Below are 25,946 nucleotides of genomic sequence, written 5' to 3' on the forward strand. Positions count from 1 at the left end.
GCTGGCACACTGGCGGAATGGATCCCCTCGTCGCCCTCATCGTTGGTCTACTCGTGGGCGCCGTCCTCGGCGTCGTGATTGGCCTGCTCATTGCCCGCGTTCGCGCGACCGCACCGACGGGCCGCGTTGACCCCGAAGTGCTGGAGGCACGCCATCAGGCCGCGATCGCGAACGTGACTGCCGCCGAGCGCGAACAGCAGTCTCGGCTGGCAGCGGAGCTGGCATCCATCACGGCACGGTCTGAAGCGCTGAGCGAGCAAGTGGCATCACTGCAAGTGCAGTACCGCGAGACCCTCGATCGTCAGCGTGATGAAGCTGCGGCTCTCGTTGAGCGCGAACGTCGCGAATCTAAGGTTCTGCAGGCGCTCACCCCCGTGCAAGAGACGCTACGCACGATGCAGAACAAGGTCACCGAGTTGGAGTCGCAGCGCAGTCTGCAACACGGCGAACTGAGCCAGCAACTCAAGTCGGCCACCGAATCCGAAGAGCGCCTGCGCAGCACCGCCGAATCGTTGGCATCGGCCCTGCGCAACAACTCCACGCGTGGCGTCTGGGGCGAAACCCAATTGCGCAACGTCGTGCAGGCCGCTGGCCTCATCGAACGGGTCGACTTCGACCTGCAATCGAGCATCAATTCGGATGCCGGTGCCGGCCGCCCCGACATGGTCGTGCACCTTCCCGGCGGCAAGAACATCGCGGTCGACGCCAAAGTTCCCTTCACCGCCTTCTTGGAGGCGAGCCAGATCTCAGTCACCGCGACGGGAGAAGAAGGTGCCCGCCGCGAGGCCCTCATCAAGCAGCACGTCAAGGTGATGCGCGGCCACATCGACACCCTCGCCAGCAAGGCCTACTGGGCCGGGCTCGAGGCCTCCCCCGAGCTCGTTATTGCGTTCATCCCGAGCGAATCGCTCGTATCGTCAGCGATGGAAGCTGACCCATCAATCATGGATTACGCATTCAGCAAGCGCGTCGCTCTCGCCTCCCCCGTGACCCTGTGGTCAGTGTTGAAGACGGTGGCGTTCTCCTGGCAGCAAGACGTGCTCACCGACCAAGCCAAGACGCTGTTTGATCTCAGCAAAGAGCTCTACCAGCGCCTCGCCACGCTTGCCGAGCACGCCGACAAACTGCGTCGCTCAATAGACACCACCGTGAACAGTTACAACCAGTTCGCGAACTCGCTCGAGAGCCGCGTGCTCGTGACCGCCCGCAAGCTCAATGCCCTCGACGAATCGAAAGTCATCGGCGATACCCACACGGTTGAGGTCACGCCAAAGCACATCACGGCAGCCGAAATGGAACTCGAACTGCCCGCCGACAGCGACGGCCGTTAACGAGAACTGGCGCGCTCTCCGAGACGGAGAACGCGCCAATTGAAGGCTGTCTTTAGTGGTCGAGCCACTTCTCGGCGAGGTGATCAGCCGAAATGCGGCGGATCGTTCCCGAGTGTGAACGCAACACAATCGACTCCGTGCGGATGATGGGGCCGTAGCGACGCACACCCTTCACGAGTCCACCATCGGTGACACCCGTCGCAACGAAGAACGTGTTGTCGCTGGCGACCATTTCGTCAGCCGTGTAGACGTGATCGAACTTGAGCCCGGCATCCATTCCGCGTTGACGCTCATCATCAGACTGCGGGTACAGGATCGTCTGGATTTCACCGCCGAGTGCCTTGATGGCACACGCCGTAGCAACGCCCTCGGGGCTGCCGCCGATACCGACACACATGTCAATGCGTGTGCCGTACAGCGCAGCGTTGATTCCGCCGGCAACGTCACCGTCGAGCATGAGGCGCGTACCCGCACCAGCTTCGCGGATGTCGTCGATGAGTTGGGCGTGACGCGGACGGTCAAGCACCGCAACCACGATGTCTTCAGGACGCTTGCCCTTAGCCTTCGCGAGCGCGCGAATGTTCTCACCGATGGGCTTGTGGATGTCGATAACCCCGATGCCTTCAGCACCCGTGACGATCTTGTCCATGTAGAAAACGGTGGATGCGTCGAGCATCGTGCCACGGTCAGACACAGCAATCATCGAGATTGCGTTCTGTCGCCCGGCTGCCGTGAGCGACGTGCCGTCGATCGGGTCAACCGCGATGTCGCAGGCTGGCCCGCGACCGGTGCCGACGTGCTCACCGTTGAAGAGCATGGGGGCGTTGTCTTTTTCGCCCTCACCGATAACGACGAGGCCATCGAAGTCGACGGTGCCCAAGAACTTGCGCATCGCATCAACCGCGGCGCCATCGGCGCCAAGCTTGTCGCCCTTACCAATGAAGGGAACGGCGCGAATCGCGGCCGCTTCGGTTGCCCGCACAAGCTCAAGAGCGAGGTTGCGATCGGGATGGAGGAATAGCGTGCCGGTTTCTGTACTCACCTAGAGGCATCCTTCGTTGAGAGTGGTCGACTGGGGACGCGCCGGTGGTGGTCAGCGCAGCCCTCAGTCTATCCGAATCGTTCCACCGCCTTCGGTCGTTACCGGAGAGATCGCACTAACGTGCAACAGTTCGCGCCCACACAGAGGCGGTGGATAGAATCGAGGCGAGCCGGACCAGAGCGGTAGTCGGTACCGCATGAGGAGAGACAACAATGCCAGTCGCAACCCCAGACCAGTACGCAGAAATGCTCGACAAGGCGAAGAAGAACTCCTTCGCCTACCCCGCCATCAACGTTTCGTCGTCGTCCACCATCAACGGCGTGCTTCAGGGCCTCAGCGATGCAGGCTCTGACGGCATCATTCAGGTCACCACGGGTGGCGCAGACTACTTCGCTGGCCAGTCGGTCAAGGCACGCGCATCCGGAGCACTCGCTTTCGCTGCGTTCGTCACCGAAGCCGCCAAGAACTACCCCGTCACGGTTGCTTTGCACACCGACCACTGCCCCAAGAACGCTCTCGATGACTTTGTCTACCCGCTCATCGCGGCATCCGAAGCTGAGGTCAAGGCCGGTCGCAACCCGATCTTCCAGTCGCACATGTGGGACGGCTCAGCTGTTCCCCTCGACGAGAACCTCGCCATCGCACGCGACATCCTTCCCCGCATGAAGGCCATCAACTCGATTCTCGAAGTTGAAATCGGCGTCGTCGGCGGAGAAGAAGATGGTGTCAGCCACGACATCAACGACAGCCTTTACACGACGCTGGATGACGTGATCGCTACCGTCGAAGCGCTCGGCCTCGGCGAGCAGGGCCGCTACATCGCAGCCCTCACCTTCGGCAACGTGCACGGTGTGTACAAGCCCGGAAACGTGAAGCTTCGCCCTGAACTGCTCGGTGAAATCCAGGCCGGCATCGCCGCGAAGTACGGCACCGATGCTAACCCGCTCGACCTCGTCTTCCACGGCGGATCAGGTTCGACCGATGAAGAGATCGCGACCGCTGTTGCCAACGGTGTTATCAAGATGAACATCGACACCGACACCCAGTACGCCTACAGCCGCTCGATTGCGGACAGCGTTCTGAAGAACTACGACGGCTTCCTCAAGGTTGACGGCGAAGTGGGCAACAAGAAGATTTACGACCCCCGCGCCTGGGGCAAGACAGCAGAGTCGGCTCTCGCCCTCCGCGTTGTTGAAGCCACCAAGCAGCTCGGTTCGGCTGGATTCTCCAGCAAGTAGCGCTCGTTGCGAATAGGGGTTGACCTTCGGGTCAGCCCCTATTCGTCGTTAACAGCGGCGGCGGCTTTGTCGCCGACAGCAGCTCTGCGCACTCAACAACAGCAGGCAGGAACGGCTACTGCAGGCTTTCGACGTACGCCATGAAACCGGGGTCGCTGAGCACAGCAACGAAGATCGCCACCATGAGCGCTAGCCCCGCGACGCTCGCACCGATGAGGGGAATCCAGAAGGCGATTCGTTTGCGCTGAATTTGCAGCAACGCGAAGATGATGGTGAGCACGAGGGCGGCGATGCGAACGATGTTGGCAACGCCGCCGGCATCGGTGGCGATGGCGTCAGACGAGAAATCGTCCATGCCCTGAGCCGCGAGGCCCTCCCGCAGTACCGGGCCAAGGTTAGCTACCGTGCTGAACGTGTTGATGATGTCCGCGACCCCGAAGAGCAACAGGGTTGCGGTGAGAAAGACGTCCCACAGACGATGTTTACGCGCGGGTGCCTCCGCGTTAGCGCCGTGACCGGTGAGGCCAGCGGCCGCACCACGCTGATGCTGCGCGTTGAGCGAGGAATCGGGAATGATCGGCATGATCGGCGGTGCCATCGCGGCAGGATCAGTGGCTGACTCTCCCGCGTCTACCTCGCTCTTGCCTTCTGGCGCGGTGGGAGGCAGGGGTGCATACTCGCCGTATTTCGGGCGTGGGCGCGGGTCTGTCATAGATTTTATTGCCAATCAAGTTTGCGATTGCGGCCACCGAGGCCACGCTCATCGGGGTTGCCTGCAGCGTCGGTGCGCAGTTCTTTGGGCAGCGAGAACATCAGATCTTCCTCGGCGGTGACGACAGTCGAGACATCGCCGTACCCTGCTTCTGCGAGGTCAGCCAGCACTTCTTGAACCAATACTTCGGGAACGGATGCTCCGCTCGTGACACCAACCGTGGCGACACCATCGAGCCACTCTTGCTTGATCTCGCTCGCGTAATCGACCCGGTAAGCCGCCTTGGCGCCGTATTCGAGGGCGACATCGACGAGGCGCACCGTGTTGGAGCTGTTGGCGCTGCCGACGACGATGACGAGTTCAGCGTCTTCGGCAACCTTCTTGATGGCCACCTGACGGTTCTGCGTGGCGTAACAAATGTCGTCGCTCGGCGGATCTTGAAGTGTAGGGAACCGTTCGCGCAGCAGGCGAACTGTCTCCATCGTTTCATCGACGCTCAACGTGGTCTGCGACAGCCAGACGAGGTTGTCGGTGTTCTCGACCACAATGTTGGGCACATCGGCGGGGCTATTGACGAGGATGGTGCGCTCGGGCGCGTGGCCCATCGTGCCTTCAACCTCTTCGTGGCCATCGTGGCCGATCAGCAAGATTTGGTAGTTGTCGCGAGCGAACCGCGTTGCTTCGCGGTGCACCTTCGTGACGAGCGGGCAGGTCGCGTCGATCGCATGCAGCTCGCGGTCGGAGGCTCCCTTGACAACAGCCGGCGAGACACCGTGGGCAGAGAAGACAACGGTTGATCCTTCGGGGATCTCGTCGACCTCATCCACAAAAATGGCGCCTTGCGCTTCGAGCGTCGTCACGACGTGAATGTTGTGAACAATTTGCTTGCGCACATAGACAGGAGCGCCGTAGTTAGCGAGCGCTTTTTCGACAGCAATGACAGCGCGGTCGACTCCCGCGCAGTAGCCGCGCGGGGCCGCTAATACGACACGTTTTGAGCCTGCGACCGGCAAATTTTTCAATTGCTCTCGGCGTGCGGGCATCGGGGGCATCGCTAGCGCTTGGGCGCTTCCGTTAGAAATGGTGCTCACTTGGATGATTCTACCGAACACCGCTGCACGAACGCCGAACGGAGAGCAGTATCAGCGGCATCCTCTACCCTGTAATCACAAGCTTGAGGAGGCTAGGTGACGATCACAGAGGGACCGCCCACCGTCGATACTCCATGGCCGGTGTCGGTGCTGTCGCACAAGATCCGCGGCTGGATCGAACGACTCGGCACGGCCTGGGTCGAAGGCGAGATCACCCAGTGGGGTGGTTCGGGCGGCAACATCTACGGCAAGCTCAAAGACCTTGAAGTGGATGCCACCATCTCGTTCACCATTTGGTCATCGGTGCGCGCCAAGTTGCCCAAGGACCTCAAGCAGGGCGACCGCGTCGTTGCCCTCGTCAAACCTAACTACTGGGTCAAGGGCGGAACGCTCACCATGCAGGTGCTCGAGATGCGGCACGTCGGGCTTGGCGACTTGCTCGAGAAGCTCGAACTGCTGCGCCAGAAATTGCGCGCCGAGGGCCTCTTCGAGCACAAAAAGCCCCTCCCTTTCTTGCCCAACTGCATCGGGCTTGTCACGGCGAAAGACAGCGACGCTGAAAAAGACGTGATTCGCAACGCTCAGCTACGCTGGCCCGCCGTGAAGTTCCGCACCGCCCATGCGGCCGTGCAGGGCGAGCGTGCTGTCAACGAGGTGTCTCAGGGCATCCGAGAATTGGATGCCGATCCCGAGGTCGATGTCATCATCGTCGCCCGTGGTGGTGGCGACTTTCAGAACCTACTCGTGTTCAGCGATGAATCCTTGGTGCGCACGGCCGCGGCCTGCGTCACTCCGCTGGTGTCGGCGATTGGGCATGAGAACGATCGACCGCTGCTCGACGAGGTTGCTGATTTGCGGGCATCCACCCCCACTGATGCGGCGAAACGTGTCGTGCCGGATGTCGCTGAAGAGTTGAGTCGCGTGCAGCAAGCGCGTTCAGGCATGCGACTGCGCATCACCCAGCGCCTCAGTTATGAGGGCGATCGTTTGGAATCGCTGCGCACCCGTCCGGTACTAGCGAACCCGGTGTCGCTTGTCGACGCGCACGCCGACGAGCTTTCGCGGTACGTCTCGCGCAGCAACGAACTGGTAGAGCGCGCGATTGAGAAAGCACACGCCGGGGTCACCGAGCTGACGGGCCAATTGCGAGCCCTCTCCCCTCAACGCACACTGCAGCGCGGCTATGCCATCGCGCAACTGCCTGATGGCACTGCCGTGCGTTCCACTTCTGATGCCCCCGACGGCACTGAGCTCCTGCTCACCGTTGCCGACGGCAAGATTTCCACCACCGTTACCGGCCAGCCGGCAGACGACTAGAGAACAGTAGAATTACATCGTGGCTACCCCCAACGAAACACCTGTCAGTGAGCTCAGTTATGAAGAAGCTCGGGATGAGCTCATTGCTGTAGTCAACGAACTCGAACAGGGTTCGGCAACGCTCGAACAATCGCTGGCGTTCTGGGAACGCGGCGAGGCTCTCGCCCAGCGGTGCGAAGAGTGGCTGATTGGCGCCCGCGCCCGGCTTGACGCCGCCCGCAGCGCCGGCACGGCTAGTGACACTGCTGACGCGAGCACCGACCAGTAATGGCTAAGAGCACCGAACCGCGCATCGTCGCTGAGCTGGGTCGCCCCGAGACGCCAGAAGAGACTTTCGCGCGCAAGGCAGAGAACTCGCGCAAGCACCGTGCCAACCAGACGCTCCTCAACCTGGTCGGCGCCACGGTGGCATCCCTCGTTGTCGTGTTATTTCTTGTGCTCGTTGTTGTTCGCCCCGGCGAAGAAACCCCCGTGGTCGCCGACTACCAGACCATCGCCGCCGATGCTCAAGTCGATTCGAGCGCGCCGCTTCTCGCCCCCTCCTTGCCAGAGTCCTGGTACGCCAACTCGGCGCGACTGGGAACCACTTCGTCGGTGCAGACCTGGTACATCGGACTTGTGACGCCATCCACCGACACCTCGGGGGCGCAGTTCATCGCGCTTGAACAGGGCATCGAAGCGAACCCCACGTGGGTCGGAATCGTGACGGATGGCGCCCTCGCGACCGGCACGATCGTGATCGATGGAATCGAATGGACGATTTACGATCGCCGTTCGGACTCGGACACCGGAAACTATGCGTACGTGCTCTCGGCGGAGCTTGCAGGCAGCACTGTTGTGCTTCACGGAACCGCCGCCGATTCAGAGTTCGAACTACTTGCGGCATCCATCGCCGCCGATGTGGAGACACCATGACGAACCCCACCAAAACACCCGCCCAAGTGTGGAATGAGATGTCGCGCGGCAACGAGCGATTCGTTTCTGGCGCACCGGCGCATCCCCGTCAAGATGTAGATCGTCGCACCGAGCTGGCCAATGCTCAAGCACCGCACGCCGCGCTGTTCGGCTGCAGCGACTCCCGCCTCGCAGCCGAAATCATTTTCGACAAAGGCCTCGGCGATCTCTTCGTCGTGCGAAACGCCGGTCAAGTCATCTCCAGCTCCGTCGTGGGCTCTCTCGAATATGCGGTGAGCGTGCTCAACGTTCCACTGATTCTCGTTCTCGGCCACGACGAGTGCGGTGCTGTTGCTGCTGCCATCGAATCCCAGACAGCAGATGCTCCCGCGCTGCCCCCACACATCCAATCGTTGATCTCAAAAATTGTGCCCGCCGTGCGTCGCGTTGCTGGCAGTGAATCTGGCACCGTGGAGATCGACTCGATCAATGCGTATGACGTAGGGCGCATTCATTTGCGCGCCACCATCCTCGAACTCATGAATGCGTCCGAGCTCATCAGCGATGCTGTGGCCGCAGGTACCCTTGCAGTAGTAGGCGCGAACTACCGTTTGCTTGAGGGTCGGGCTGTGCCCGATCTCGTTATCGGCACGGTTTAGCGCCCTCCACCACGTCTCACCCAGTTCGCTCGCAAACAAAGGATTACAACGCTGTGACGAGTTCCACCGAATACCGCATCGAACACGACACCATGGGCGAGGTACGCGTGCCCAAGGATGCCCTCTACGGCGCTCAGACGCAGCGCGCAGTAGAGAACTTTCCCATCTCGGGCACCGGCCTTGAGCCCGCTCAGATCGTCGCTCTCGCCCGCGTCAAGCGTGCCGCCGCAATCGCCAACAGCGAACTCGGCAAGCTCGACCCCGCCATCGCGGATGCCATTGTGGGCGCCGCAGACCAGATCATCGACGGTCAGTTCCACAACCAGTTCCCGGTAGACACCTACCAGACCGGCAGCGGCACCTCCTCGAACATGAACATGAACGAAGTTCTTGCGCGACTCGCCACCGACTCGCTCGGCAGTGCCGTTCACCCCAACGACCACGTGAACGCATCGCAGTCGTCGAACGACGTGTTCCCCACCTCAGTGCACCTTGCCGTGACCGGTGCGCTTATCGGTGACCTCATCCCGTCGCTTGAGCACCTCGCTGCAGCGCTCGACGTGAAGGCAGAACTGTGGAAGGGCGCGGTCAAGGCTGGCCGTACCCACCTCATGGATGCCACTCCCGTGACCCTCGGCCAAGAATTTGCCGGCTACGCCCGCCAGATTCGTCTCGGCATCGCCCGCATCCAGTCGGCAATCCCCCGCGTCGCAGAGGTTCCCCTCGGCGGCACCGCCGTCGGCACAGGCATCAACACCCCACTCGGCTTCCCGCAGCGCGTCATCGAGATCCTCGCCGAGAACTCCGGTCTGCCGATCACCGAGGCTGAAGACCACTTCGAAGCTCAGGGTGCTCGCGACTCCCTCGTAGAGGCATCCGGTGCTCTTCGCGTGATCGCCGTCTCCGTTACCAAGATCTGCAACGACCTCCGCTGGATGGGCTCAGGCCCCAACACCGGTCTCGGCGAATTGCAGATCCCCGATCTCCAGCCCGGCTCCTCGATCATGCCCGGCAAGGTCAACCCGGTCATCCCCGAAGCCGTGCTCATGGTCTGTGCTCGCGTTATCGGAAACGACGCGACGATCGCGTGGGGTGGAGCATCCGGAGCCTTCGAACTCAACGTTGCGATCCCCGTCATGGGAACGTCGCTGCTCGAGTCGAGCCGCCTGCTCTCCAACTCGCTGCGCGCCCTCGCCGACAAGACCGTTGACGGTCTCGAAGCGAACCTCGAGCGTGCCCTCGCCCTTGCCGAATCATCGCCGTCGATCGTGACGCCGCTGAACAAGATCATCGGGTACGAAGCAGCGTCCAAGATTGCCAAGCACGCTGTTGCACAGTCAATTACCGTACGTGAAGCCGTCATTGATCTCGGCTTTGTTGAGCGCGGCGAAGTCACGCTCGAACAGTTGGATGCCGCCCTCGACGTTCTGTCGATGACGACGCCTGGCTAACTAGTTGTATCAAGCAGTGTGAGCGGCGTTCCGTCGAGGCCCTCGACGGAACGCTCTCCGATCACATCATTCAATGTGATCGGGATGAGCACTGAACCGGTGAGGTCTTCACCGAGCGGGCACGCTTCTGCGTTGTCGGGCTTCGAACCATCGCTTGGCGTGGGCGAGCCATACTGAACCGCGATTTGCACGCTCTCGGGCCCCTCAACGACGACAACCCGACGAGGAACACACAGCAGCGGCCCACGCACATGAATCAAGACATCAGCTCGACCAATCGTCGAATCTGTTTCGTCGGGCTCACTGCCGATGTAGCCCGGAATGTTCGTGGTGCCTAGCCGCGAAAACGGTTCGAGGTCGAGCAAATACAGCGGCGCCGCCTCATCGTCGTTCACCGGGAGGTAATTCTCGATCGGTACCTCAACGAGGGCGGGATCAGGCGTCGTCGCGGGTTGGAACGTGCGGTACACGAACAACGGTGCTGGCGATCCCCACGTCTGTTCGAGAACGCTGACGTGCGAGGGCTCTTGCGGTGTGCGTGCGGTAGTAGCGATCACGGCGAAAACCACCACGAGCAGGGCGAGCCCGAGCGCAATGCCAGCGATGAGTTGGCGAGAAGCGTAAGCCGCGCCACCTGGCTCTGAGGAGTGGGCGTTTGCTACCGACCACGAAAAAAGGCTCCGCCATTGGTTTCGGGGTGCGAGTATCGCCCACACCACGGCAACCCCAAGGGGAATTGCCAAAAACCACCACACCGAGCCCACGAGAAAACCTTACGTTGTCTGAGCGCGCCGCGCTGACACTCACGCGGCGCGCTCAGACTTTGAGAGCCAATCGTTAGGCGATGTCGTTGCCCTCCAGAAGCTCGGTGACGAGGGCGGCGATAGCGGAACGTTCCGATCGAGTGAGGGTGATGTGCCCGAAGAGCGAATGTCCCTTGAGCGTTTCAATCACTGAAGCGACTCCATCGTGGCGTCCGACGCGGAGGTTGTCGCGCTGTGCCACATCGTGGGTCAACACCACACGTGAGTTCTGACCGATGCGGCTGAGCACCGTCAACAGAACATTGCGCTCAAGCGACTGAGCCTCATCCACAATCACAAATGCACCGTGAAGCGAACGACCACGGATGTGAGTGAGCGGAAGCACCTCGAGCAGTCCCCGATCAAGCACTTCCTCGAGAACGTTTTCCGAGACGACGGAGCCGAGAGTGTCGAACACTGCCTGCGCCCAGGGGTTCATCTTCTCGGCCGCATCGCCGGGTAGGTAGCCCAATTCCTGACCACCGACGGCGTAGAGCGGACGGAACACCATGATCTTGCGGTGCTGCTGCTTCTCCAACACTGCTTCCAAGCCAGCACACAGAGCGAGGGCAGACTTTCCCGTACCGGCGCTTCCCCCGAGCGAGACGATGCCCAGTTCAGGATCAAGAAGCATTTCGATCGCTAGTCGCTGCTCGGCGCTACGACCGTGCAGTCCGAAGATTTCGCGATCGCCTCGAACGAGCGACATCGTGCCGCGGGCCGTCACCCGTGCCAAGGCCGAACCTCGTTCGGAGGTGACCACAAGCCCGGTGTTGATGGGCAGATCTCCCACCGCCCGCGTCTGCAAACGCTCCTTGTCATAGAGCTCGGCTACCTGATCGCCGCTGAGTTCAATCTCAGCCTGGCCAGTCCACCCCGAGTCGACAGCGAGTTCTGCGCGGTATTCCTCGGCCGCGAGACCGATGGATGCCGCCTTCACCCGGAGGGGAAGATCTTTCGAGACGACCGTGACGTCCAGCCCCTCGTTGGCGAGGTTGAGCGCAACGGCAAGGATTCGCGAGTCGTTATCGCCCAGCTGCAGCCCGGAGGGAAGCACAGACATATTGGAGTGGTTGAGTTCGACGCGCAGCGTGCCACCGTCGTCGCCCACCGAGATGGGAAAGTCGAGGCGCTCATGCTTGACGCGCATCTCGTCGAGACTGCGCAGCGCTTGCCTGGCGAAGTACCCAATCTCGGGGTCGTTGCGCTTGGCTTCGAGTTCGGTGATCACTACAACGGGCAGAACAACATTGTGTTCAGCAAACCGCTTGATCGAGCTCGGATCGGAGAGCAAAACTGACGTATCCAGAACGTAAGTACGTTCGGCTTGTCGTTGGGCCCGCCCTCCCGCCTTCGACGTGGTGATCGTGGTCTTGGGGGTTGCTAGGTCGGCCAACGTGCACTCCATCCCCGAGTGCGAGCACTCGGATCCAGTCTGCGAAGACGGCCAGTACTTTACGAAAACGAACTTACGTGGCCGTCTCGATCAGGCGCCATACCTGATGGATTGAACGCTAAACCCGTCACGCAATCTGGGCGCAGCGACACGCCACAAGACACCATCGCGTCACATTTCGTTCGCGGTTAGGCACCGAAGCGACGGTTGCGCCGCGAGAAATCACGAAGGGCGCGCAAGAAATCGACTTCACGCAGATCGGGCCCGAGTGCTTCCATGAAATACAACTCGCTGTGGGCAGATTGCCACAACATGAAGTCGCTAATACGCTGCTCGCCCGAGGTACGGATAACGAGGTCGGGATCGGGCTGACCCTTGGTGTAGAGGTGCTCACCAATGAGTTCGGGAGTGAGAAGTTCAGCGAGCGCGTCAAGGCTGTGACCTTCATCGCTATGGTTGCGCACGATACGGCGCATGGCTTCAGCGATTTCGTGGCGTCCGCCGTAGCCGATGGCGAGGTTCACGTGCAGGCCGGTGTTGTCTGCGGTGCGCTCGTGAGCGCCCTTGAGCTGCGCTTTGAGCTGCTCGGGGAGACCAACATCCGATCCCACATGCTGAACGCGCCAGTCGCGGAAGTGCGACAGATCTTCGGCAAGGTCACCAATGATCGTGAAGAGCTCTTTCAGCTCTTCTGGCGATCGGCTGGTGAGATTGTCAGTCGAGAGCAGGTAGAGCGTCGCCACTGAAATGTCGAGGTCGTCGCACCACACCAAAAACTCTCGATACTTGGCCGCACCGGCACGGTGGCCGTGCGCTGCCGTCTCAAGATCTTTCAATTTAGCCCAGCGCCTGTTGCCATCGATGATCATGGCTACGTGGCGCGGCAATTGCTGGCCCTCTAGCTGGCGCCGCAGTTTTTTCTGGTAAAGACCGTAAAGAAAACCGCGACCTAATGCAGACTGTCGCTTACTCACGGGACTACGTTAGACCACTGCGGCGCTCAGCAAGTGAATCTGCGTCAGGCGTAAACTGTGAGCATGAACCAAGATGCCGCCGATATCGCTGCTGCAGCGGCCGTTGAACAGGAAGACGCCTCGCGCCTTCCCGAGCTTCCGTTCGTCGATGATGTGATGACGAACGACCCGGCGGAGAAGAAGCCGACGTGGCGTGGTTGGATCCACGCGGGCACGTTCCCCGTCGCTATAGCGCTGGGCATCATTCTGCTCGTGATGGCCGATGGCACCGCTGCCAAGGTCAGCTCAGCGGTCTTCGTAGCGTCGTCGCTCATGCTGTTTGGTATTTCGGCGCTGTACCACCGCTTCAACTGGAGCGAGAAGACGCGGATGATGCTGAAGCGTTTCGATCACTCCAATATTTTCTTGCTCATTGCCGGTTCCTATACCCCGATCACGGTTTTGGCGCTTCCGCCGGAGAAGGCGACCATTTTGCTGTGGATCGTCTGGAGCGGCGCTGCTCTCGGCATCGGCTTCCGGATCTTCTGGGTAGGGGCCCCGCGCTGGCTCTACGTTCCCCTGTATGTGCTGCTCGGTTGGGGCGCGATGATGTTTATCGTCGACTTCTTCCAAGCGAACTGGATCATGATGACCCTCATCTTGGCCGGTGGACTGTTCTACACCGTTGGCGCCGTCATCTACGGTCTCAAGCGACCGAATCCCGTGCCCGGAGTGTTCGGGTTCCACGAGATTTTTCACACGCTGACGCTACTGGCGTTCCTCTGCCACTGGGTCGGCATCTTCCTTGTGGCGACTAATCCGCCCGTTGTGTAGGCGCAGCATCATCAGCATCGCCCGCATCAGCATCGCCGGAATCAGCCGAATCATCAGCCGCACCCTCGGTGAGACCATCAGTTTCGCCGGCGGCAGCAGCCTGCTCGGCCCGGATCGTTTCCTGCGCGAGCGCCCGGTAGCGAACGCGGCGCACGCGACGGTTCATGTCCATGACGATAACCAACGTGGCGACCGCGACGAACAGGATGCCGATGAAGCCGAGCACACCGGGAGTGACCAAGTTGGGGTCGCCCTCGTAGGCCGGGTACAGCGTCGGCTCAGGGCTGGGAGTAGCCGTCCAGAGAATCGCACTGGTTGCGAGCGAAGTGAAAGAAATCAACTGTTGTCCTCTGGGATGTTCACTCCATGATTTCATCATGCGAGTTTGCGAATAACCTTGCAGTAACAAGAATACCGTCGCAAGAAGGAGCCCCGCGTGCCCGAAGCATCCAGTAACCCCACTGGCACGGCTCGCAGCGCCGCATCCGGCACCGCAGCAGCCACCGATTTGGATGCCCGTTATGGTCGCAGCCCGAAAGCGAAACGCAACAACCGGGTGATTGTGATCGCCGTCGCAGTAGCCTTCGTTGCGGTCTTCACGGCCTGGCTGGTGTGGGGCGGCCTGTTGGAATCACCCGCTCAGTTCGAGGCAAAAGACACCGGCTACGAGCTCATTGATGACACTGCGGTCGAGGTGCGGTGGCAATTCAACGTTGCCGAGAACCAGGATGCTCGCTGTGCAGTGCAGGCCCTCAACTCCACTTTTGCCATCATCGGTTGGAAAGTCGTCGACGTTCCCGGGAGCGATCAGCGCAATCGGGAGTTGAGCACCACCGTTCGCACGACCGAACTAGCAGTGTCAGGCTTGATCTACCGGTGCTGGCTCACCTAGGCTGTAGCAAATCATCTCGAAACCGGTCGTCTTCGGCCGGTTTCTCTTTTGTATAGGGAGAAACACAGTGGCTGCAGAAAACGACGTCACGTGGTTGACCCAGGAGGCGTTCGACCGTCGCACCGCCGAACTGGAACAGCTCACGGGCGAAGCACGGTACGACATCGCCAAGAAGATTGAAGCCGCCCGCGAAGAAGGCGACCTCAAAGAGAACGGTGGCTACCACGCTGCCAAGGAAGAGCAGGGCAAAATTGAGGCCCGCATCCGCGTTCTCACCCAGCTTCTTCGCCATGCCGTAGTCGGCGACGTTCAAGATGACGACGGTGTCGTTGAGCCCGGAATTCTGGTCACGGCCGAGATCATGGGCGAAGAAAGTGTCTTCTTGCTCGGCAGCCGCGAAATCGTTGCCGAAGATAGCGATCTCGATGTTTACAGCGAGAAGAGCCCGCTCGGTCTCGCCATCAACGGGCTCAAGGTCGGGCAGTCGAAGAAGTACACCGCCCCTAACGGCAAAGAGATTACCGTCAAGATTCTAAAGATCGCGACCTACTCCGGCTAACTATCTAGCCTGACTAGAAGTCGACCTGAGGGTCAAATCCTTCGTCTCTGAGCCGCGCGAGCACTGACTCCGCGTGCTCAGGGCCACGGGTTTCAATGTGCAGTTCGAGCTGAACTTGGCTGAACTGCACTTTGTTGTTGTGCCTGCTGTGCAGCACCTCAACAACGTTGGCGTTCGCTTCGGCGACGAGCGCCGAGATGCGCGCCAATTGACCGGGGCGGTCTGGCAGCGGGATGCGCAAACGTAAATAGCGTTCGGATGCCGAAAGTCCGTGACTGATGATGCGTTCCATCATCATGGGGTCGATGTTGCCACCGCTCAGCAGCACCACGGTGTTGCCGCTTGGCGAGATCTTGCCCGCCAAGATGGCAGCAACTCCGACCGCGCCCGCCGGCTCGACGACCTGCTTGGCGCGCTCTAGAAGAACGAGCACCGCGTAGGCGATCTGGTCGTCAGAGACGGTGATCACTTCATCCACGAGGTCGCGGACCATGCTGAAGTTGAGCACGCCCGGGCGGCTGACAGCGATGCCGTCAGCGATCGTGGGAGTGGTGCGCACTTCAACGATTTCGCCCTTCTCGAGCGAGGGGGTGTACGCAGACGCGTTGGCTGCCTGCACCCCGATGACGCGCACGTTACGGCCTTCGAGGCGGGCACGCTGTTTGATCGCACCGGCAACGCCGGAAACGAGTCCGCCGCCGCCGATGGGAACGATGATCGTGTCGACCTGGGGAACCTGATCGAACACTTCAAGCGCGAGAGTTCCTTGACCCGCCACCACATCTTCATGATCGAAGGGATGGATGAGCACGGCACCGGTCTCTTCAGAGAAACGGGCGGCCGCACGCAACGGCTCTTCGACGGTGTGACCGCGCAGTACGACCTCGGCACCGTAATCGCGCGTGGCCTGCAGCTTCGGCAGGGGCACGCCTACGGGCATGAAAATGGTCGACTTGATACCTAGCTCGCGGGCGGCGAAAGCGACGCCCTGGGCGTGGTTTCCGGCCGAGGCGGCCACGACTCCGCGCGCCTTCTCCTCCTCGGAGAGCCCCGCAAGACGGTTATAGGCTCCACGCAACTTGAAGGAGCCCGTGCGCTGAAGGTTCTCGCACTTGAGAAAGACAGGTGAGCCCAGGATTTCCGCGAGAAAACGCGAAGTCTGCATGGGGGTGACATCGGCAACTTCTGCGACCCGGACGCGTGCTGCTTCGTACTCAGCGAGCGTGGGGCCGGGCATCCGGTTATTTACCATTACCGAGCACGTCCGTGATCGTGGGGCGACCATTGAGACGCCAATCGCCGCTGGCGATGTATTTGGTCATGACATTGACGACCGCGACGAGCGGCACGGCAAACAGCGCGCCGGGGATACCGGCCACGAATGAGCCAGCGGCTACCGCGAAGACGACGGCGAGGGGGTGAACCTTCACGGCCGTGCCCATCACGAGCGGCTGGAGAATATGACCTTCAAGTTGTTGCACAAGCAAAACGATTCCCAACATGATCACGGCGGGGAGTGGACCCAAGAAGACGAGGGCGATGAACACCGCGAGCGCCCCTGTAACAAGTGCACCCACGACAGGGATAAACGAACCTAAGAACACGGCGACGGCAATGGGGATGACGAGCGGGAACCCACCGTAAAACAAACCGAGGATCCACGCACCGACGCCGATGCCGATGGCATCCACCGCGGCCACAAAAATTTGCACCTTGACGAACGTGGTGAGGGTGAGCCATCCCGCTACTCCGGCGCCATCGACCGCGTTACGAGCCTTGCGCGGGAAGAGTCGAACAGTCCACGCCCAGATGCCCTTGCCATCGACCAATACGAAGATGGTTGCGAACAGGCTCAAGAGCGCACCGGTGAGAACGTGACCGGCTGTGGAACCGACCGAGAGGATGCCCGAGACGAGCGCTTGAGAGTCTCGCTGGATGACGTCAAAAATCTCGGTGAGGTAACCATCGAGGTCTTGGTCACTGAGCTGCAGCGGAGAGTTGCGCAGGAATTCACGCAGGTTCTCGTAGGCGGTGGCCGACTGAGTTTGAAGAGCGGGAAGCCCGGAACGGACTTGGCCGACGACGACCACAACGAGGCCGCTGACTACGGCAAAAAATCCGATCAAAACCACAGTGACGGCAAGCCAGCGCGGCCACTTAATGCGCACCAAGAAACCGACAACGGGAACGAGAAGCGCCCCGATAAGAATCGCGATCAGGAACGGAATCACGATGTATTTGAGCGTAATCACCAAATAAATGAGAACTGCGACGAGGCCCAATACGACAAGCATGCGCCAGGAGTAGGCAGCCGCTATCGAAAGCCCGGCGGGAACCTCAGCGGCGTCTGTTGTGCTGGCGCGTGACGAGACCCGACTGTCTGGTTTCTTAGGTCGACCGAATATCACGTGCCTATCTTAGTTGTGCCAGAGTGCGCGCTTGCTGCGCCCCAATTCGATCGCGTGTGGCCGCTACTTCTTCACCTTGGGAGGCAGTGCACTCACGGGTGCGCCCTTGAGACGCACCGTGACGGCCTCACCGGGCAGCGGATGCCGCTCCACCTCATGCTGGATGGCAACGACCGTGTCGTCGAAGAGTCGCACGCGCGTGCGGCGCAGGGAGCCCAGGAAGCTCGACGAGATGACCGTGCCGGCGATTCCGTCGGTGGAGAGGGCGATGTCCTCCGGGCGAACGAGCGCGATGACGGGGCCATCGGGCATGGGGTCGCCGAGAAGGTTGAGGCTGCAGCCGTGGAGGGTGACTTGGCCGTCAATCAGCTCGGCGGGCATCCGATTGCTGAGACCAACAAAGTCGGCGACAAAGGCGTTGGCTGGGGTCGCGTACAGCTCTTCTGGCGTGCCGATTTGTTCGATGCGACCGTCGCGCATGACGGCGACGCGGTCGGCGACGGCGAGCGCCTCTTCTTGGTCGTGGGTCACGAAGACGGTCGTGATGCCGAGTTCGGTTTGCAGGCGACGAATCTCTTCGCGCAGCTGCACCCGCACCTTGGCATCGAGGGCACTGAGCGGCTCATCGAGGAGCAGCACTCGGGGGCGCGTGACGAGGGCACGGGCGAGAGCAACACGTTGCTGTTGGCCACCCGAGAGCTGGTGGGCGAAGCGGTCCTGGTGCTTCGTGAGACCGACCATGTCTAGGGTCTCGAGGGCACGTTCGCGGCGACGAGCGGCGGCAACCTTGCGCATCTTGAGGCCAAACTCCACGTTCTCGAGCACCGTCATGTGCGGGAACAGCGAGTAGGCCTGAAAGACCATCCCGATGTCGCGCTTATTCGTGGGAGTGTCTGCGACATCCACGCCATCGATGAGTATGCGACCGCTGTCGATGCTCTCAAGCCCGGAGATGCTGCGGAGCGCGGTGGTCTTGCCGCAGCCGGAGGGACCGAGCAGCGCAACGAGTTCGCCAGGGGCAACGTCGAGGTCGATGCTGTTGAGCGCGGTGTGGCCCGAGAAAGCCTTCACGACGGCACTGAGCTGAACGGTTGCTCCCGCAGTCGGCGTGTGGGTGGCGGTGGGGCCCGTCATAGTAAACGTGGCGGTCATGATTTTCTCCTAGAGGGCGTTGCTGATCCGAGGCGGCCGATGATCAGCAGCAAGACGAAAGCGAGGGCAAGGGCGGCGAGCGCAAAGATCACAGCAACCCAGGGATCGGACTGCGAGACCTGAAGCAGCGCGGTTTGCAGGTTGCGACGATTGAGCAGGCTCGCAATGGTGAACTCACCAAGCACGACCGCAATCGAGATGAAGGATGCCGCGAGCACTCCCCGGCGCAGGTTCGGCAGCAGGATCGTCCACAGCACGGTCAGCCAGCCTGCACCGAGAGTGCTGGCCGCTTCGCTGAGGGTCTTCACGGGGATCGCATCGAGGTTGCCCTGAATGGCGCGATAGGCATACGGCAACACGGTGATGCCATAGGCGAAAGCGAGAGTCCAGGTGGAGCCGCCGAGCACTTGCACGACCACCGAGTACACCGGCGCGAGACCGACGACGAGCACGATGGCGGGCACCGTGATGGGGATGATGCAGATGAATTCGAGGGTGCGCTTGAGGCGCGGGAACTGCATGTGCACAAGCACCATCGTCGGCAGCAGCAACACGAGCACGATGGCGACGGTGACGGCGGCGAGCACGAGTGAGTTCTCGATCGCCTGATACAGACCGCGGTAGGTGCGGGCGCTGTCTTCGGTGAAGAGTCCCGTCCAGTGGCTTGTCGTGTAGTCGCCGGCGAGGCCGTTGCGGAAGGTGAACTCGATCATCGCGATCACGGGGATCAGGAAGATACCGCCGATGATGCCGAGGATGAGTCGGCGGGCAAGCGTGCTCGGCTCGGCTCCGATGCGCACGGCTTGGTTCGCGGTTTTCGGGCGCCGCTCTGCGGGCGCTGACGCGGGAGCGGGCTCCACCGGGCTCAGCGGCGCGGCGATGTCGGCGCTCACTTTTGCCACCGCGAGGTGCGAGCCTGCAGCACGGAGTACGCCCACATGACGACGACCATGACCACGATCATCCCGAGCGCAAGAGCGCCCGCCATGTTTTCGCGGCCGAGCACGGTTTCGCTGACGAGCGCCGCGCGGATCTGGAGGGGCACGATCTGCGAGCCCTGGCTGATGAGCGCAGCGGCCGTGGCGAACGACGAGAAGGCGTTGGCGAAGAGCAACAGCAACGAGCCAAGAAAGGCCGGGGCGAGCACAGGGGCTGCGATGTAGCGCCAGTAGGCGAAGCGGGTGCCGCCGAGCGTTGCACTGGCTTCGGCCCACTGCGGGCGCAGCGCGGTGAGGGCGGGCAGGAAAGTGATCACCATGAGGGGAACCTGAAAGTAGACGTAGGGAAGGATGAGGCCGGGCACCTGATAGAGCCACACGCCATCCGCAAAAATATCGACGCCGAAGGTGTCACGCAGAATGACCGTGACGAGCCCTTGCACGCCGATCGTCGCGATGAACGCGAAGGCGAGCATCACGCCACCGAACTGGGCGAGCACGCTGGCCGCCGACTCGATGATCGTACGCAGTAGGCCACCAACCTTGGTGCCGAGCATCGCGTAGCAAATGAGGGCACCCACAACGGCACCGATCACGGCGGTGACACCCGAGAGCCAGAACGAGCTACCAAAGGTGGCGAGGATGGTCGGGGTAAACAGTCCCGTGATGTTGTCGAACGTCAGCGAACCGTCGTCGGAGAAGAAGCCCGTGACCACCGCAAGGATGGTGGGAAGGGCAAGGAAGATGAGAACGTAGGCCGCAAACGGCGTTAGCCCCGCATAAGCGAGGCGACGACGCCGGTTTGACGGCTTGACCAGGGCCACCCGAGGATGGTGCCGAGCGGTGAGCTCGACACCATCCTGTTCGGGCGCTGGCGCGGTGGCTAGCGACACGATGTATTAGCTAAAGGTGCGTGAGGGAATCAGCGTTAGCCGATTGCCGCAGCCCACTTCTCAGCCAGGATCGTTGCGTTTTCTTCAGCCTGCTCGGGGGTCGGGGTGACAAGTTCACCCTCGAGGGCTCCGAGAGCGTCAAGTGCTGCGGTGTCGACGGTTCCGGCATCCTGCAGAGCCTGAATCGTGACCGGGTAAGCGCCACCGACGATGAAGAGGTTCTGCGCTTCGGGGCTGTAGAGGAATTCTTGCCAGAGACGAGCAGCAGCCGGGTGCGGGGCATCCTTGCTGACGGCCTGGTTGTAGAAGCTCGTGTAGACAGCGCCAGGAAGAGTCGTAACCTTCCAGCCGTCAACCGTTGCTGCTGCAGCGAGGTTGTTGTAGCTCCAGTCGAAGGCAACCTTGGTCTCGCCGGCAGCAATGGTTGCTCCCGTGACGTTGACCGGGATGAAGTTGCCGGCGTCGTTGAGCTCTTCGAAGAACTCGATGCCGGGCGTGAAGTCATCGAGGGTTCCACCACTGTGAACGGTGGCGAGTCCGACAGCAGCGAAAGCCGCTCCGGCCTGCGTGGGGTCACCGTTCAGCGCAACAGCGCCACGGTAGTCAGCCTTGAGCAGGTCATCGAGACTCGTGGGCTCGGGAACCGAGTTGGAGTCATAACCGATCGACATGCTGCCGGTGTAGTCGTTGACCCAGAGGCCGGTTGCGTCCTTGTTGCCCTCAGGAATTTCATCCCAGTTGGCAACCATGTAGGGAGCGAAGTAGTCAAGGCTGTCGAGCGTGACAGCGGTACCGAGGTCGAAGACGTCAGGAGCGGTGTCCTGGCCCTTGAGGTTGTCAGCAGCGGCGATTTCTTCGGCGCTAGAAACGTCGGGGTCAGCCGAGTTGACGATGATGTCGTACTTCTCTTCGAAGAGAGCCTTGATCTCGCCATAGTTTGCCCAGTTGTCAGGCAACGCAATGACATTGAGTTCGCCCTCAGCCTGCGCGGCTGCGATAAGAGCGTCCATTCCACCGAAGTCTTCAACGGTGGTGGCAGTCGATGCGTCAACATCGCCAGCAGCTGCCTCAGTGGTGCTGCAACCACTGAGTGAAATCGCCGAAGCTGCAACGAGTGCAACAGCGGCGAGGGTGCGCTTAGTGAACAAGACTTCCTCCAACGACCGTCGCAGCCGCCCGCGCTGTAAACGGGCAGAGGGTACCGAAACGATCCGGAGTTGACGGTACGCAGCCTGATGCGGCGTTCGCTTTCATCTTGGTAAACGAACGATGAACGATACAAACACAATTGCTCGGTGGAGCTGTTCGGCGCCCTAGCGAATGGATGTCGCCGCCGCTCGGTAGAGTCGAGCCGTGGTCGATTCCCTCTCTGCAGCGCAAGCGCGCCGAGTGCTGCTCGCCGCCCAAGGCTTTGGGCGCGGCACCGCGACTGCGGCCAACCCCGCGGGAACGCGACAGCTCAACCTACTTTTTGACCGCATCCGGCTGCTGCAACTCGACTCGGTCAACGTGTTCGAGCGCAGTCACTACCAGCCGGTGTTCGCTCGCCTCGGCCACTACGACAAGGCCGCTCTTGATGCGCTGACGTTCCGCACGCCAACCGCGCGCATGCCCGGCCGGTACGTCGAATACTGGGCGCACGAAGCCGCGCTCATTCCGCTCGAATCGTGGCCGTTGTGGCGCTGGAAGATGGAGTCGCTGCGCGAACGCGATGCCGTGCGCTACGAATGGGTGCGTGACAACCAGCCCATGCTGCAGTGGCTGCGCGAAGAACTCGCCACCACCGGACCCGTTACCGCCCGCCAGATCGAGCACGACGCCAACCGCCGCACCGGACCCTGGTGGGGGTGGTCTGACGTCAAGCAAGGACTCGAGATGCTGTTCCGCTGGGGCGAAGTCGTCAGCGCTGGCCGCACGCGCTTCGAACGCACCTACGCGCTGACCGAGCACCTCATTCCGGCCGAGCTGCGCGAGCGCGAAGTGACCCGCGCCGACGCTCACCGCGCCCTGATTGCGGAATCCGCACGGGCGCTGGGTATCGGCACGGCATCCGACCTCGCCGACTACTTTCGCCTCAAAGGCGCTGACGTTCGCCCGGCTATTGCCGAACTGGCGGATGCTGGCGAGCTCGTTCCCGTGACCGTGCGCGGCTGGGAGCAGCCTGCCTGGCTGCACCGGGATGCCCGCCTCCCCCGCCGCATCGAACACGTCGCGCTGCTCTCGCCCTTCGACCCCGTGGTGTGGGATCGCAAGCGTGCCGAGCGCATGTTTGGGTTCCACTACCGCATCGAAATTTATCTCCCCGAGCCCCAACGCACCTTCGGCTACTACTCGCTGCCTGTGCTCGTGGATGACGCCCTCGTCGGCCGCATCGACCTCAAGACCGACCGCCAAGCGGGTGTGCTTCGCGTGCAATCCGCGTGGCACGAAGACGGGCTCGACGCCCTGCCCGGAGGCACCGGAGCACTCGCCGAACGCATCGTGCCCAGCCTGCGCGAGATCGCGCACTGGCAAGGCATGGGCGAGATCGCCGTGACCGGCCGCGGAAACCTCTCCCCCGCCATCGAGGCAGAGCTGCAGCGCTAGCCAGCACCATCTGAACGCCGCGACTGCGGCAGCCAGAATCAGCTGCGTCGGCTAGAAGCCTCCGCCGATCTTGCCGAGACGCGCAACGCGGTCAGCGAGCGGCGGATGCGTGCTGAAGAGACGATCCATGATGCCCGGCTTCGTCGGATCCGAAATCCACATGTGGGCCATCGTCGAGTTTTGCTTCTGCATCGGACGGCTGTAATCCGACAGCTTCTGCAAAGCGCTAGCCAGAGCATCCGGGTGACGCGTCGTCAACGCACCAGTGGCATCCGCAAGATATTCACGCTGACGCGAAATCGACGCCTGCACTGCCGCCGCGACAAGCGGCGAAATGAGGAGAGCAGCCAGTCCAACGATAATCATCACGGGGTTCGAGTTGTTGTTATTGCCGCGACCGCCAAACAGAGTGAAGCGCAACGCAATGTCCGAAATAAAACCGACAGCAACGACGAGACCGAACACGATCATCGATACCCGGATGTCATAGTTCTGCACGTGACCCATCTCATGGGCCATCACACCCTCGAGCTCCGAATCGTCGAGCAGTTCTAGGAGCCCAGTCGTCGCAGCAACAGCAGCATGTTCCGGGTCACGCCCGGTAGCGAAAGCGTTCGGCGCTGGATCGTTGACGATGTATACCTTCGGCATCGGCGTGCCTGTTGTGATCGACAGGTTCTCGACAATGCGGTACAACCGCGGATTGTCGGATTTTTGAATCTCGACAGCGCCGCTCATTGCCAACGCCTGCTTTGACGCCGCGTAGTACTGAATCAGCGTGAACGCACCGGCACCAATGATCGTGCCGATCGTGATTGTCATCGGGTCGCCCCCCATCAGGAAGCTCAGCGCAAAGCCGAGAAACCCAATGAGGATAACGAACAGGATGATGATCAGAACGGTGTTGCGCTTGTTTTTCGCTATGGCGCGATACATCTAGAACATCCTGGTCACGCGGTTAGAAAGACGAAGACTTAGAACTGCACGCGCGGCGGCTCAGCGATGGATGCGGCATCCGCAACCTCGAAGAACTCACGCTCGTGGAAACCAAGATTGCGCGCGAACAACGTGTTCGGGAAGATCTTGATCTTGGTGTTGAGCTCGCGCACACCACCGTTGTAGAAACGACGGCTGGCCTGAATCTTGTCTTCAGTGTCAACAAGTTCGCCCTGAAGCTGAAGGTAGTTCTGGCTGGCCTGCAGCTGCGGGTACGCCTCAGCGACAGCAAAGATGCTCTTGAGGGCAGACTGCATGTGGTTCTCGGCAGCAGCCGCATCGACGGGGCCCTGAGCGTTCAACGACTCGGCGCGGGCCTTCGTGACGGCCTCAAAGACGCCCTTCTCGTGCGCGGCATAGCCCTTGACCGTCTCGATGAGGTTAGGCAGCAGGTCAGCACGACGCTTGAGTTGCACCGTGATGTCGCTCCACGCCTCATCAACGCGCACGTTGAGCGTGACCAGCGAGTTATACGTCGACCACAGGTAGATGCCGACGATGACTGCGAGCAGGACGATTACGCCGATTACGATCAGGAATTCCATGCCTCAACTATAGAACGTGCTCCTGTGCCTCCACCGAGAAACTGGGCCACTTGCGACCCCCAATAAAGGGCCGACACACCGCTCTACTCCGGCTATGTGAACGTCTTAGTTCCCGTGATCGTGGAGGTGACGAACTTGCCAATCACCGGCGCTGTCAGCAGGGCGAGGCCCGCGCGGCGCTTCCAGAGCTGGAACAGGGTGTGCGGCAGAAAACCGTTCGCTGCCCGACGGCCAGCGGCCTGCTTATCGGCGACCACCGGCATCCATTCTTCTTCGTATTCGGCGAAGGTGGCGCTGAGTTCTCGATCGCTCGAAATCTTCTCGGCTAAGAGCAATCCACCTGCGATCGCCAACGACGCTCCCTGCCCGGCAAGCAACGAAACCGCTTGGCACGCATCGCCCGCGAAGACAACGCGGCCACGACTCCACACGGGCAGTTCGATCTGGGCAACCTGGTCGTAGTAAATCTTGTCGGGCTCCGGGCACTTCTCGAGCGCCTCAGCAACGTCATCGCCCATGCCCGCGTAGGCAGAGCGAATAGCCGCACGCGTATCGGCAGGAAGCACCGTGTCGTTCACGCGGTGGGCAGCGAAAAGCGCAACCTTGCCATCGCGCAATCCATACAAACCGACCATGCGATCCAGCTCATCTGTTGAGATCAGAGCGTCGCCGAGCTTGGCGTGAAGGCGTGGAGAGTCGAACGTGTAAGCGCAGGTGTGCATCCCCAGCTGGCGATCGAACGCCGCCGAATCACCAAAAAGATCATGTCGAACAGCCGAATGGATGCCGTCCGCTGCCACCACAATGTCTCCCGAAATGCGCGAACCATCGGCGAGCACCGTGGTGACGTAATCGGTGCGGTCTTCGACCGACACAACGGCGCTGCCGAGCCGCAGTTCAACGCTCTCGGGGAGAACGTCGAAAAGGGTTTGTTCGAGGTCTTGGCGCATCAGGCTCATCAACTTGCCGCCCTCATTGGCCGCCACAAGCTCATAATCAATTGCTTGACTGCGACCGTTGGGGCGCACAAAACGGGCCTCGCTAATCGGGTATCGCAGCTCGCGCAAACGATCCAGAATGCCCATCTTCTCGGCGGCGTCATAGCCGGGCCCAAAGAAGTCGATCATGTAGCCCTGCGTGCGGCGCTCGGGAGCAGCCTCCAGAAGCACAACCTCCCACCCGCGTTCAGCCAGCTGACCGGCGACCGTGAGTCCAGCGATTCCTGCTCCACACACAATGGCTTTGATAATCGCGCC

27 protein-coding genes are annotated in these 25,946 nt (G+C 61.3%); 11 read left to right on the plus strand and 16 right to left on the minus strand.

Translation table 11 applies throughout. The features are described from left to right. Positions 1–17: 17 nt before the first annotated feature. Positions 18–1,331: a DNA recombination protein RmuC gene (rmuC, locus tag I6E51_RS10610; protein WP_197110297.1), complete on the plus strand. Its 1,314-nt coding sequence runs from the start codon at positions 18–20 to the stop codon at positions 1,329–1,331. Positions 1,332–1,383: 52 nt separating this feature from the next. Here the strand turns inward: rmuC and glpX are convergent, their stop codons facing one another. Further along, positions 1,384–2,373 (minus strand): class II fructose-bisphosphatase, encoded by a 990-nt coding sequence (gene glpX, locus I6E51_RS10615; protein WP_197107423.1) that lies wholly within the window; start codon positions 2,371–2,373, stop codon positions 1,384–1,386. 212 nt (positions 2,374–2,585) lie between these two features. Between glpX and fbaA the strand changes: the two genes are divergently transcribed. Continuing rightward, positions 2,586–3,611 (plus strand): class II fructose-bisphosphate aldolase, encoded by a 1,026-nt coding sequence (gene fbaA, locus I6E51_RS10620; protein WP_197107424.1) that lies wholly within the window; start codon positions 2,586–2,588, stop codon positions 3,609–3,611. Between the two features lie 115 nt (positions 3,612–3,726). Here fbaA and I6E51_RS10625 read toward each other — a convergent pair whose 3' ends face one another. Together I6E51_RS10625 and I6E51_RS10630 are read right to left on the minus strand one after the other, a co-directional pair. Beyond that, positions 3,727–4,323, minus strand: a complete 597-nt coding sequence (locus I6E51_RS10625; protein WP_197110298.1) for a DUF6264 family protein — start codon at positions 4,321–4,323, stop codon at positions 3,727–3,729. 5 nt (positions 4,324–4,328) lie between these two features. Then, positions 4,329–5,375: a 4-hydroxy-3-methylbut-2-enyl diphosphate reductase gene (locus I6E51_RS10630; protein WP_197108525.1), complete on the minus strand. Its 1,047-nt coding sequence runs from the start codon at positions 5,373–5,375 to the stop codon at positions 4,329–4,331. 135 nt (positions 5,376–5,510) lie between these two features. Here I6E51_RS10630 and xseA point away from each other — a divergent pair, with 135 nt between their 5' ends. The 5 genes from xseA to I6E51_RS10655 are packed head-to-tail and all read left to right on the plus strand — an operon-like array spanning position 5,511 to position 9,735. Beyond that, positions 5,511–6,731 (plus strand): exodeoxyribonuclease VII large subunit, encoded by a 1,221-nt coding sequence (gene xseA, locus I6E51_RS10635; RefSeq protein WP_197110299.1) that lies wholly within the window; start codon positions 5,511–5,513, stop codon positions 6,729–6,731. A 19-nt stretch (positions 6,732–6,750) separates the two neighbouring features. Beyond that, complete coding sequence (locus tag I6E51_RS10640) at positions 6,751–6,999, plus strand: exodeoxyribonuclease VII small subunit (RefSeq protein WP_197110300.1); 249 nt, start codon at positions 6,751–6,753, stop codon at positions 6,997–6,999. Next, a complete protein-coding gene (locus I6E51_RS10645; protein WP_197110301.1) occupies positions 6,999–7,646 on the plus strand; it encodes a DUF4245 domain-containing protein in 648 nt (215 codons plus the stop codon). The genes I6E51_RS10640 and I6E51_RS10645 overlap by 1 nt, the downstream gene beginning before the upstream one ends. Then, on the plus strand, positions 7,643–8,284 hold the full coding sequence (locus I6E51_RS10650; RefSeq protein WP_197107431.1) for a carbonic anhydrase: 642 nt from the start codon (positions 7,643–7,645) through the stop codon (positions 8,282–8,284). Before I6E51_RS10645 ends, I6E51_RS10650 begins: the two co-directional genes overlap by 4 nt. A 53-nt stretch (positions 8,285–8,337) precedes the next feature. After that, positions 8,338–9,735 (plus strand): class II fumarate hydratase, encoded by a 1,398-nt coding sequence (locus I6E51_RS10655; protein WP_197107433.1) that lies wholly within the window; start codon positions 8,338–8,340, stop codon positions 9,733–9,735. Here the strand turns inward: I6E51_RS10655 and I6E51_RS10660 are convergent. The 3 genes from I6E51_RS10660 to I6E51_RS10670 all read right to left on the minus strand — a co-directional run bounded on the left by I6E51_RS10660 (position 9,732) and on the right by I6E51_RS10670 (position 12,908). Beyond that, the gene (locus tag I6E51_RS10660; protein WP_197110302.1) at positions 9,732–10,499 is read right to left on the minus strand and encodes a fumarate hydratase; all 768 of its coding nucleotides are present in this window, start codon (positions 10,497–10,499) and stop codon (positions 9,732–9,734) included. The two genes, I6E51_RS10655 and I6E51_RS10660, sit on opposite strands and share 4 nt — an antisense overlap. 73 nt (positions 10,500–10,572) lie before the next feature. Further along, positions 10,573–11,904, minus strand: a complete 1,332-nt coding sequence (locus I6E51_RS10665; RefSeq protein ID WP_307783991.1) for a PhoH family protein — start codon at positions 11,902–11,904, stop codon at positions 10,573–10,575. 218 nt (positions 11,905–12,122) lie between these two features. After that, positions 12,123–12,908: an isoprenyl transferase gene (locus I6E51_RS10670; RefSeq protein ID WP_197107439.1), complete on the minus strand. Its 786-nt coding sequence runs from the start codon at positions 12,906–12,908 to the stop codon at positions 12,123–12,125. A 156-nt stretch (positions 12,909–13,064) separates the two neighbouring features. Between I6E51_RS10670 and I6E51_RS10675 the strand changes: the two genes are divergently transcribed. After that, the gene (locus tag I6E51_RS10675; RefSeq protein ID WP_231600088.1) at positions 13,065–13,721 is read left to right on the plus strand and encodes a hemolysin III family protein; all 657 of its coding nucleotides are present in this window, start codon (positions 13,065–13,067) and stop codon (positions 13,719–13,721) included. On the opposite strand, the gene I6E51_RS10680 is transcribed toward I6E51_RS10675, so the two are convergent. After that, the gene (locus tag I6E51_RS10680; RefSeq protein WP_197110305.1) at positions 13,702–14,061 is read right to left on the minus strand and encodes a hypothetical protein; all 360 of its coding nucleotides are present in this window, start codon (positions 14,059–14,061) and stop codon (positions 13,702–13,704) included. The two genes, I6E51_RS10675 and I6E51_RS10680, sit on opposite strands and share 20 nt — an antisense overlap. 96 nt (positions 14,062–14,157) lie before the next feature. Here I6E51_RS10680 and I6E51_RS10685 point away from each other — a divergent pair, with 96 nt between their 5' ends. Together I6E51_RS10685 and greA are read left to right on the plus strand one after the other, a co-directional pair. Beyond that, positions 14,158–14,613 carry a DUF4307 domain-containing protein gene (locus I6E51_RS10685; protein WP_197110306.1) on the plus strand — a complete coding sequence of 152 codons (456 nt, stop codon included), beginning with the start codon at positions 14,158–14,160 and terminating at the stop codon, positions 14,611–14,613. Positions 14,614–14,680: 67 nt separating this feature from the next. Next, positions 14,681–15,172 carry a transcription elongation factor GreA gene (gene greA / locus I6E51_RS10690; protein WP_197107447.1) on the plus strand — a complete coding sequence of 164 codons (492 nt, stop codon included), beginning with the start codon at positions 14,681–14,683 and terminating at the stop codon, positions 15,170–15,172. Positions 15,173–15,185: 13 nt separating this feature from the next. On the opposite strand, the gene ilvA is transcribed toward greA, so the two are convergent. From ilvA to I6E51_RS10720, 6 genes are all read right to left on the minus strand, one after another. Then, positions 15,186–16,424: a threonine ammonia-lyase gene (gene ilvA, locus I6E51_RS10695; RefSeq protein ID WP_231600025.1), complete on the minus strand. Its 1,239-nt coding sequence runs from the start codon at positions 16,422–16,424 to the stop codon at positions 15,186–15,188. Further along, positions 16,414–17,580, minus strand: coding sequence for an AI-2E family transporter (locus I6E51_RS10700; protein ID WP_307783918.1), 1,167 nt, complete (start codon positions 17,578–17,580; stop codon positions 16,414–16,416). Before I6E51_RS10700 ends, ilvA begins: the two co-directional genes overlap by 11 nt. Before the next feature lie 63 nt (positions 17,581–17,643). Next, entirely contained in the window at positions 17,644–18,732 is a 1,089-nt protein-coding gene (locus I6E51_RS10705; RefSeq protein ID WP_197110307.1) for an ABC transporter ATP-binding protein, read from the minus strand. Beyond that, positions 18,729–19,625, minus strand: coding sequence for an ABC transporter permease (locus I6E51_RS10710; protein WP_197107451.1), 897 nt, complete (start codon positions 19,623–19,625; stop codon positions 18,729–18,731). The genes I6E51_RS10705 and I6E51_RS10710 overlap by 4 nt, the downstream gene beginning before the upstream one ends. Then, the gene (locus I6E51_RS10715) at positions 19,622–20,563 is read right to left on the minus strand and encodes an ABC transporter permease subunit (protein WP_197107453.1); all 942 of its coding nucleotides are present in this window, start codon (positions 20,561–20,563) and stop codon (positions 19,622–19,624) included. The genes I6E51_RS10710 and I6E51_RS10715 overlap by 4 nt, the downstream gene beginning before the upstream one ends. Before the next feature lie 35 nt (positions 20,564–20,598). Beyond that, complete coding sequence (locus I6E51_RS10720) at positions 20,599–21,711, minus strand: ABC transporter substrate-binding protein (protein WP_197110308.1); 1,113 nt, start codon at positions 21,709–21,711, stop codon at positions 20,599–20,601. A 205-nt stretch (positions 21,712–21,916) separates the two neighbouring features. On the opposite strand from I6E51_RS10720, the gene I6E51_RS10725 reads away from it, so the two are divergent. After that, on the plus strand, positions 21,917–23,149 hold the full coding sequence (locus I6E51_RS10725; RefSeq protein WP_197110309.1) for a winged helix-turn-helix domain-containing protein: 1,233 nt from the start codon (positions 21,917–21,919) through the stop codon (positions 23,147–23,149). A gap of 51 nt (positions 23,150–23,200) precedes the next feature. Here the strand turns inward: I6E51_RS10725 and I6E51_RS10730 are convergent, their stop codons facing one another. The 3 genes from I6E51_RS10730 to I6E51_RS10740 all read right to left on the minus strand — a co-directional run bounded on the left by I6E51_RS10730 (position 23,201) and on the right by I6E51_RS10740 (position 25,925). Continuing rightward, positions 23,201–24,085 (minus strand): M48 family metalloprotease, encoded by an 885-nt coding sequence (locus I6E51_RS10730; protein WP_197110310.1) that lies wholly within the window; start codon positions 24,083–24,085, stop codon positions 23,201–23,203. A gap of 38 nt (positions 24,086–24,123) precedes the next feature. Then, the gene (locus I6E51_RS10735) at positions 24,124–24,690 is read right to left on the minus strand and encodes a LemA family protein (RefSeq protein WP_197107474.1); all 567 of its coding nucleotides are present in this window, start codon (positions 24,688–24,690) and stop codon (positions 24,124–24,126) included. A 92-nt stretch (positions 24,691–24,782) separates the two neighbouring features. Continuing rightward, entirely contained in the window at positions 24,783–25,925 is a 1,143-nt protein-coding gene (locus I6E51_RS10740) for an FAD-dependent monooxygenase (protein ID WP_197110311.1), read from the minus strand. Positions 25,926–25,946 lie beyond the last annotated feature (21 nt).

Source organism: Salinibacterium sp. NSLL17, from assembly GCF_015864935.1.
Taxonomy (GTDB): Bacteria; Actinomycetota; Actinomycetes; order Actinomycetales; family Microbacteriaceae; genus Rhodoglobus.

Bases quoted from the DNA above. Each gene is read 5' to 3' on its own strand.
- ilvA (WP_231600025.1), bottom strand. From the start codon at position 16,424: ATGGTAAATAACCGGATGCCCGGCCCCACGCTCGCTGAGTACGAAGCA.
- I6E51_RS10730 (WP_197110310.1), bottom strand. From the start codon at position 24,085: ATGTATCGCGCCATAGCGAAAAACAAGCGCAACACCGTTCTGATCATC.
- I6E51_RS10625 (WP_197110298.1), bottom strand. From the start codon at position 4,323: ATGACAGACCCGCGCCCACGCCCGAAATACGGCGAGTATGCACCCCTG.
- fbaA (WP_197107424.1), top strand. From the start codon at position 2,586: ATGCCAGTCGCAACCCCAGACCAGTACGCAGAAATGCTCGACAAGGCG.
- I6E51_RS10645 (WP_197110301.1), top strand. From the start codon at position 6,999: ATGGCTAAGAGCACCGAACCGCGCATCGTCGCTGAGCTGGGTCGCCCC.
- I6E51_RS10630 (WP_197108525.1), bottom strand. From the start codon at position 5,375: ATGCCCCCGATGCCCGCACGCCGAGAGCAATTGAAAAATTTGCCGGTC.
- I6E51_RS10650 (WP_197107431.1), top strand. From the start codon at position 7,643: ATGACGAACCCCACCAAAACACCCGCCCAAGTGTGGAATGAGATGTCG.
- I6E51_RS10705 (WP_197110307.1), bottom strand. From the start codon at position 18,732: ATGACCGCCACGTTTACTATGACGGGCCCCACCGCCACCCACACGCCG.
- I6E51_RS10735 (WP_197107474.1), bottom strand. From the start codon at position 24,690: ATGGAATTCCTGATCGTAATCGGCGTAATCGTCCTGCTCGCAGTCATC.
- rmuC (WP_197110297.1), top strand. From the start codon at position 18: ATGGATCCCCTCGTCGCCCTCATCGTTGGTCTACTCGTGGGCGCCGTC.
- I6E51_RS10675 (WP_231600088.1), top strand. From the start codon at position 13,065: ATGACGAACGACCCGGCGGAGAAGAAGCCGACGTGGCGTGGTTGGATC.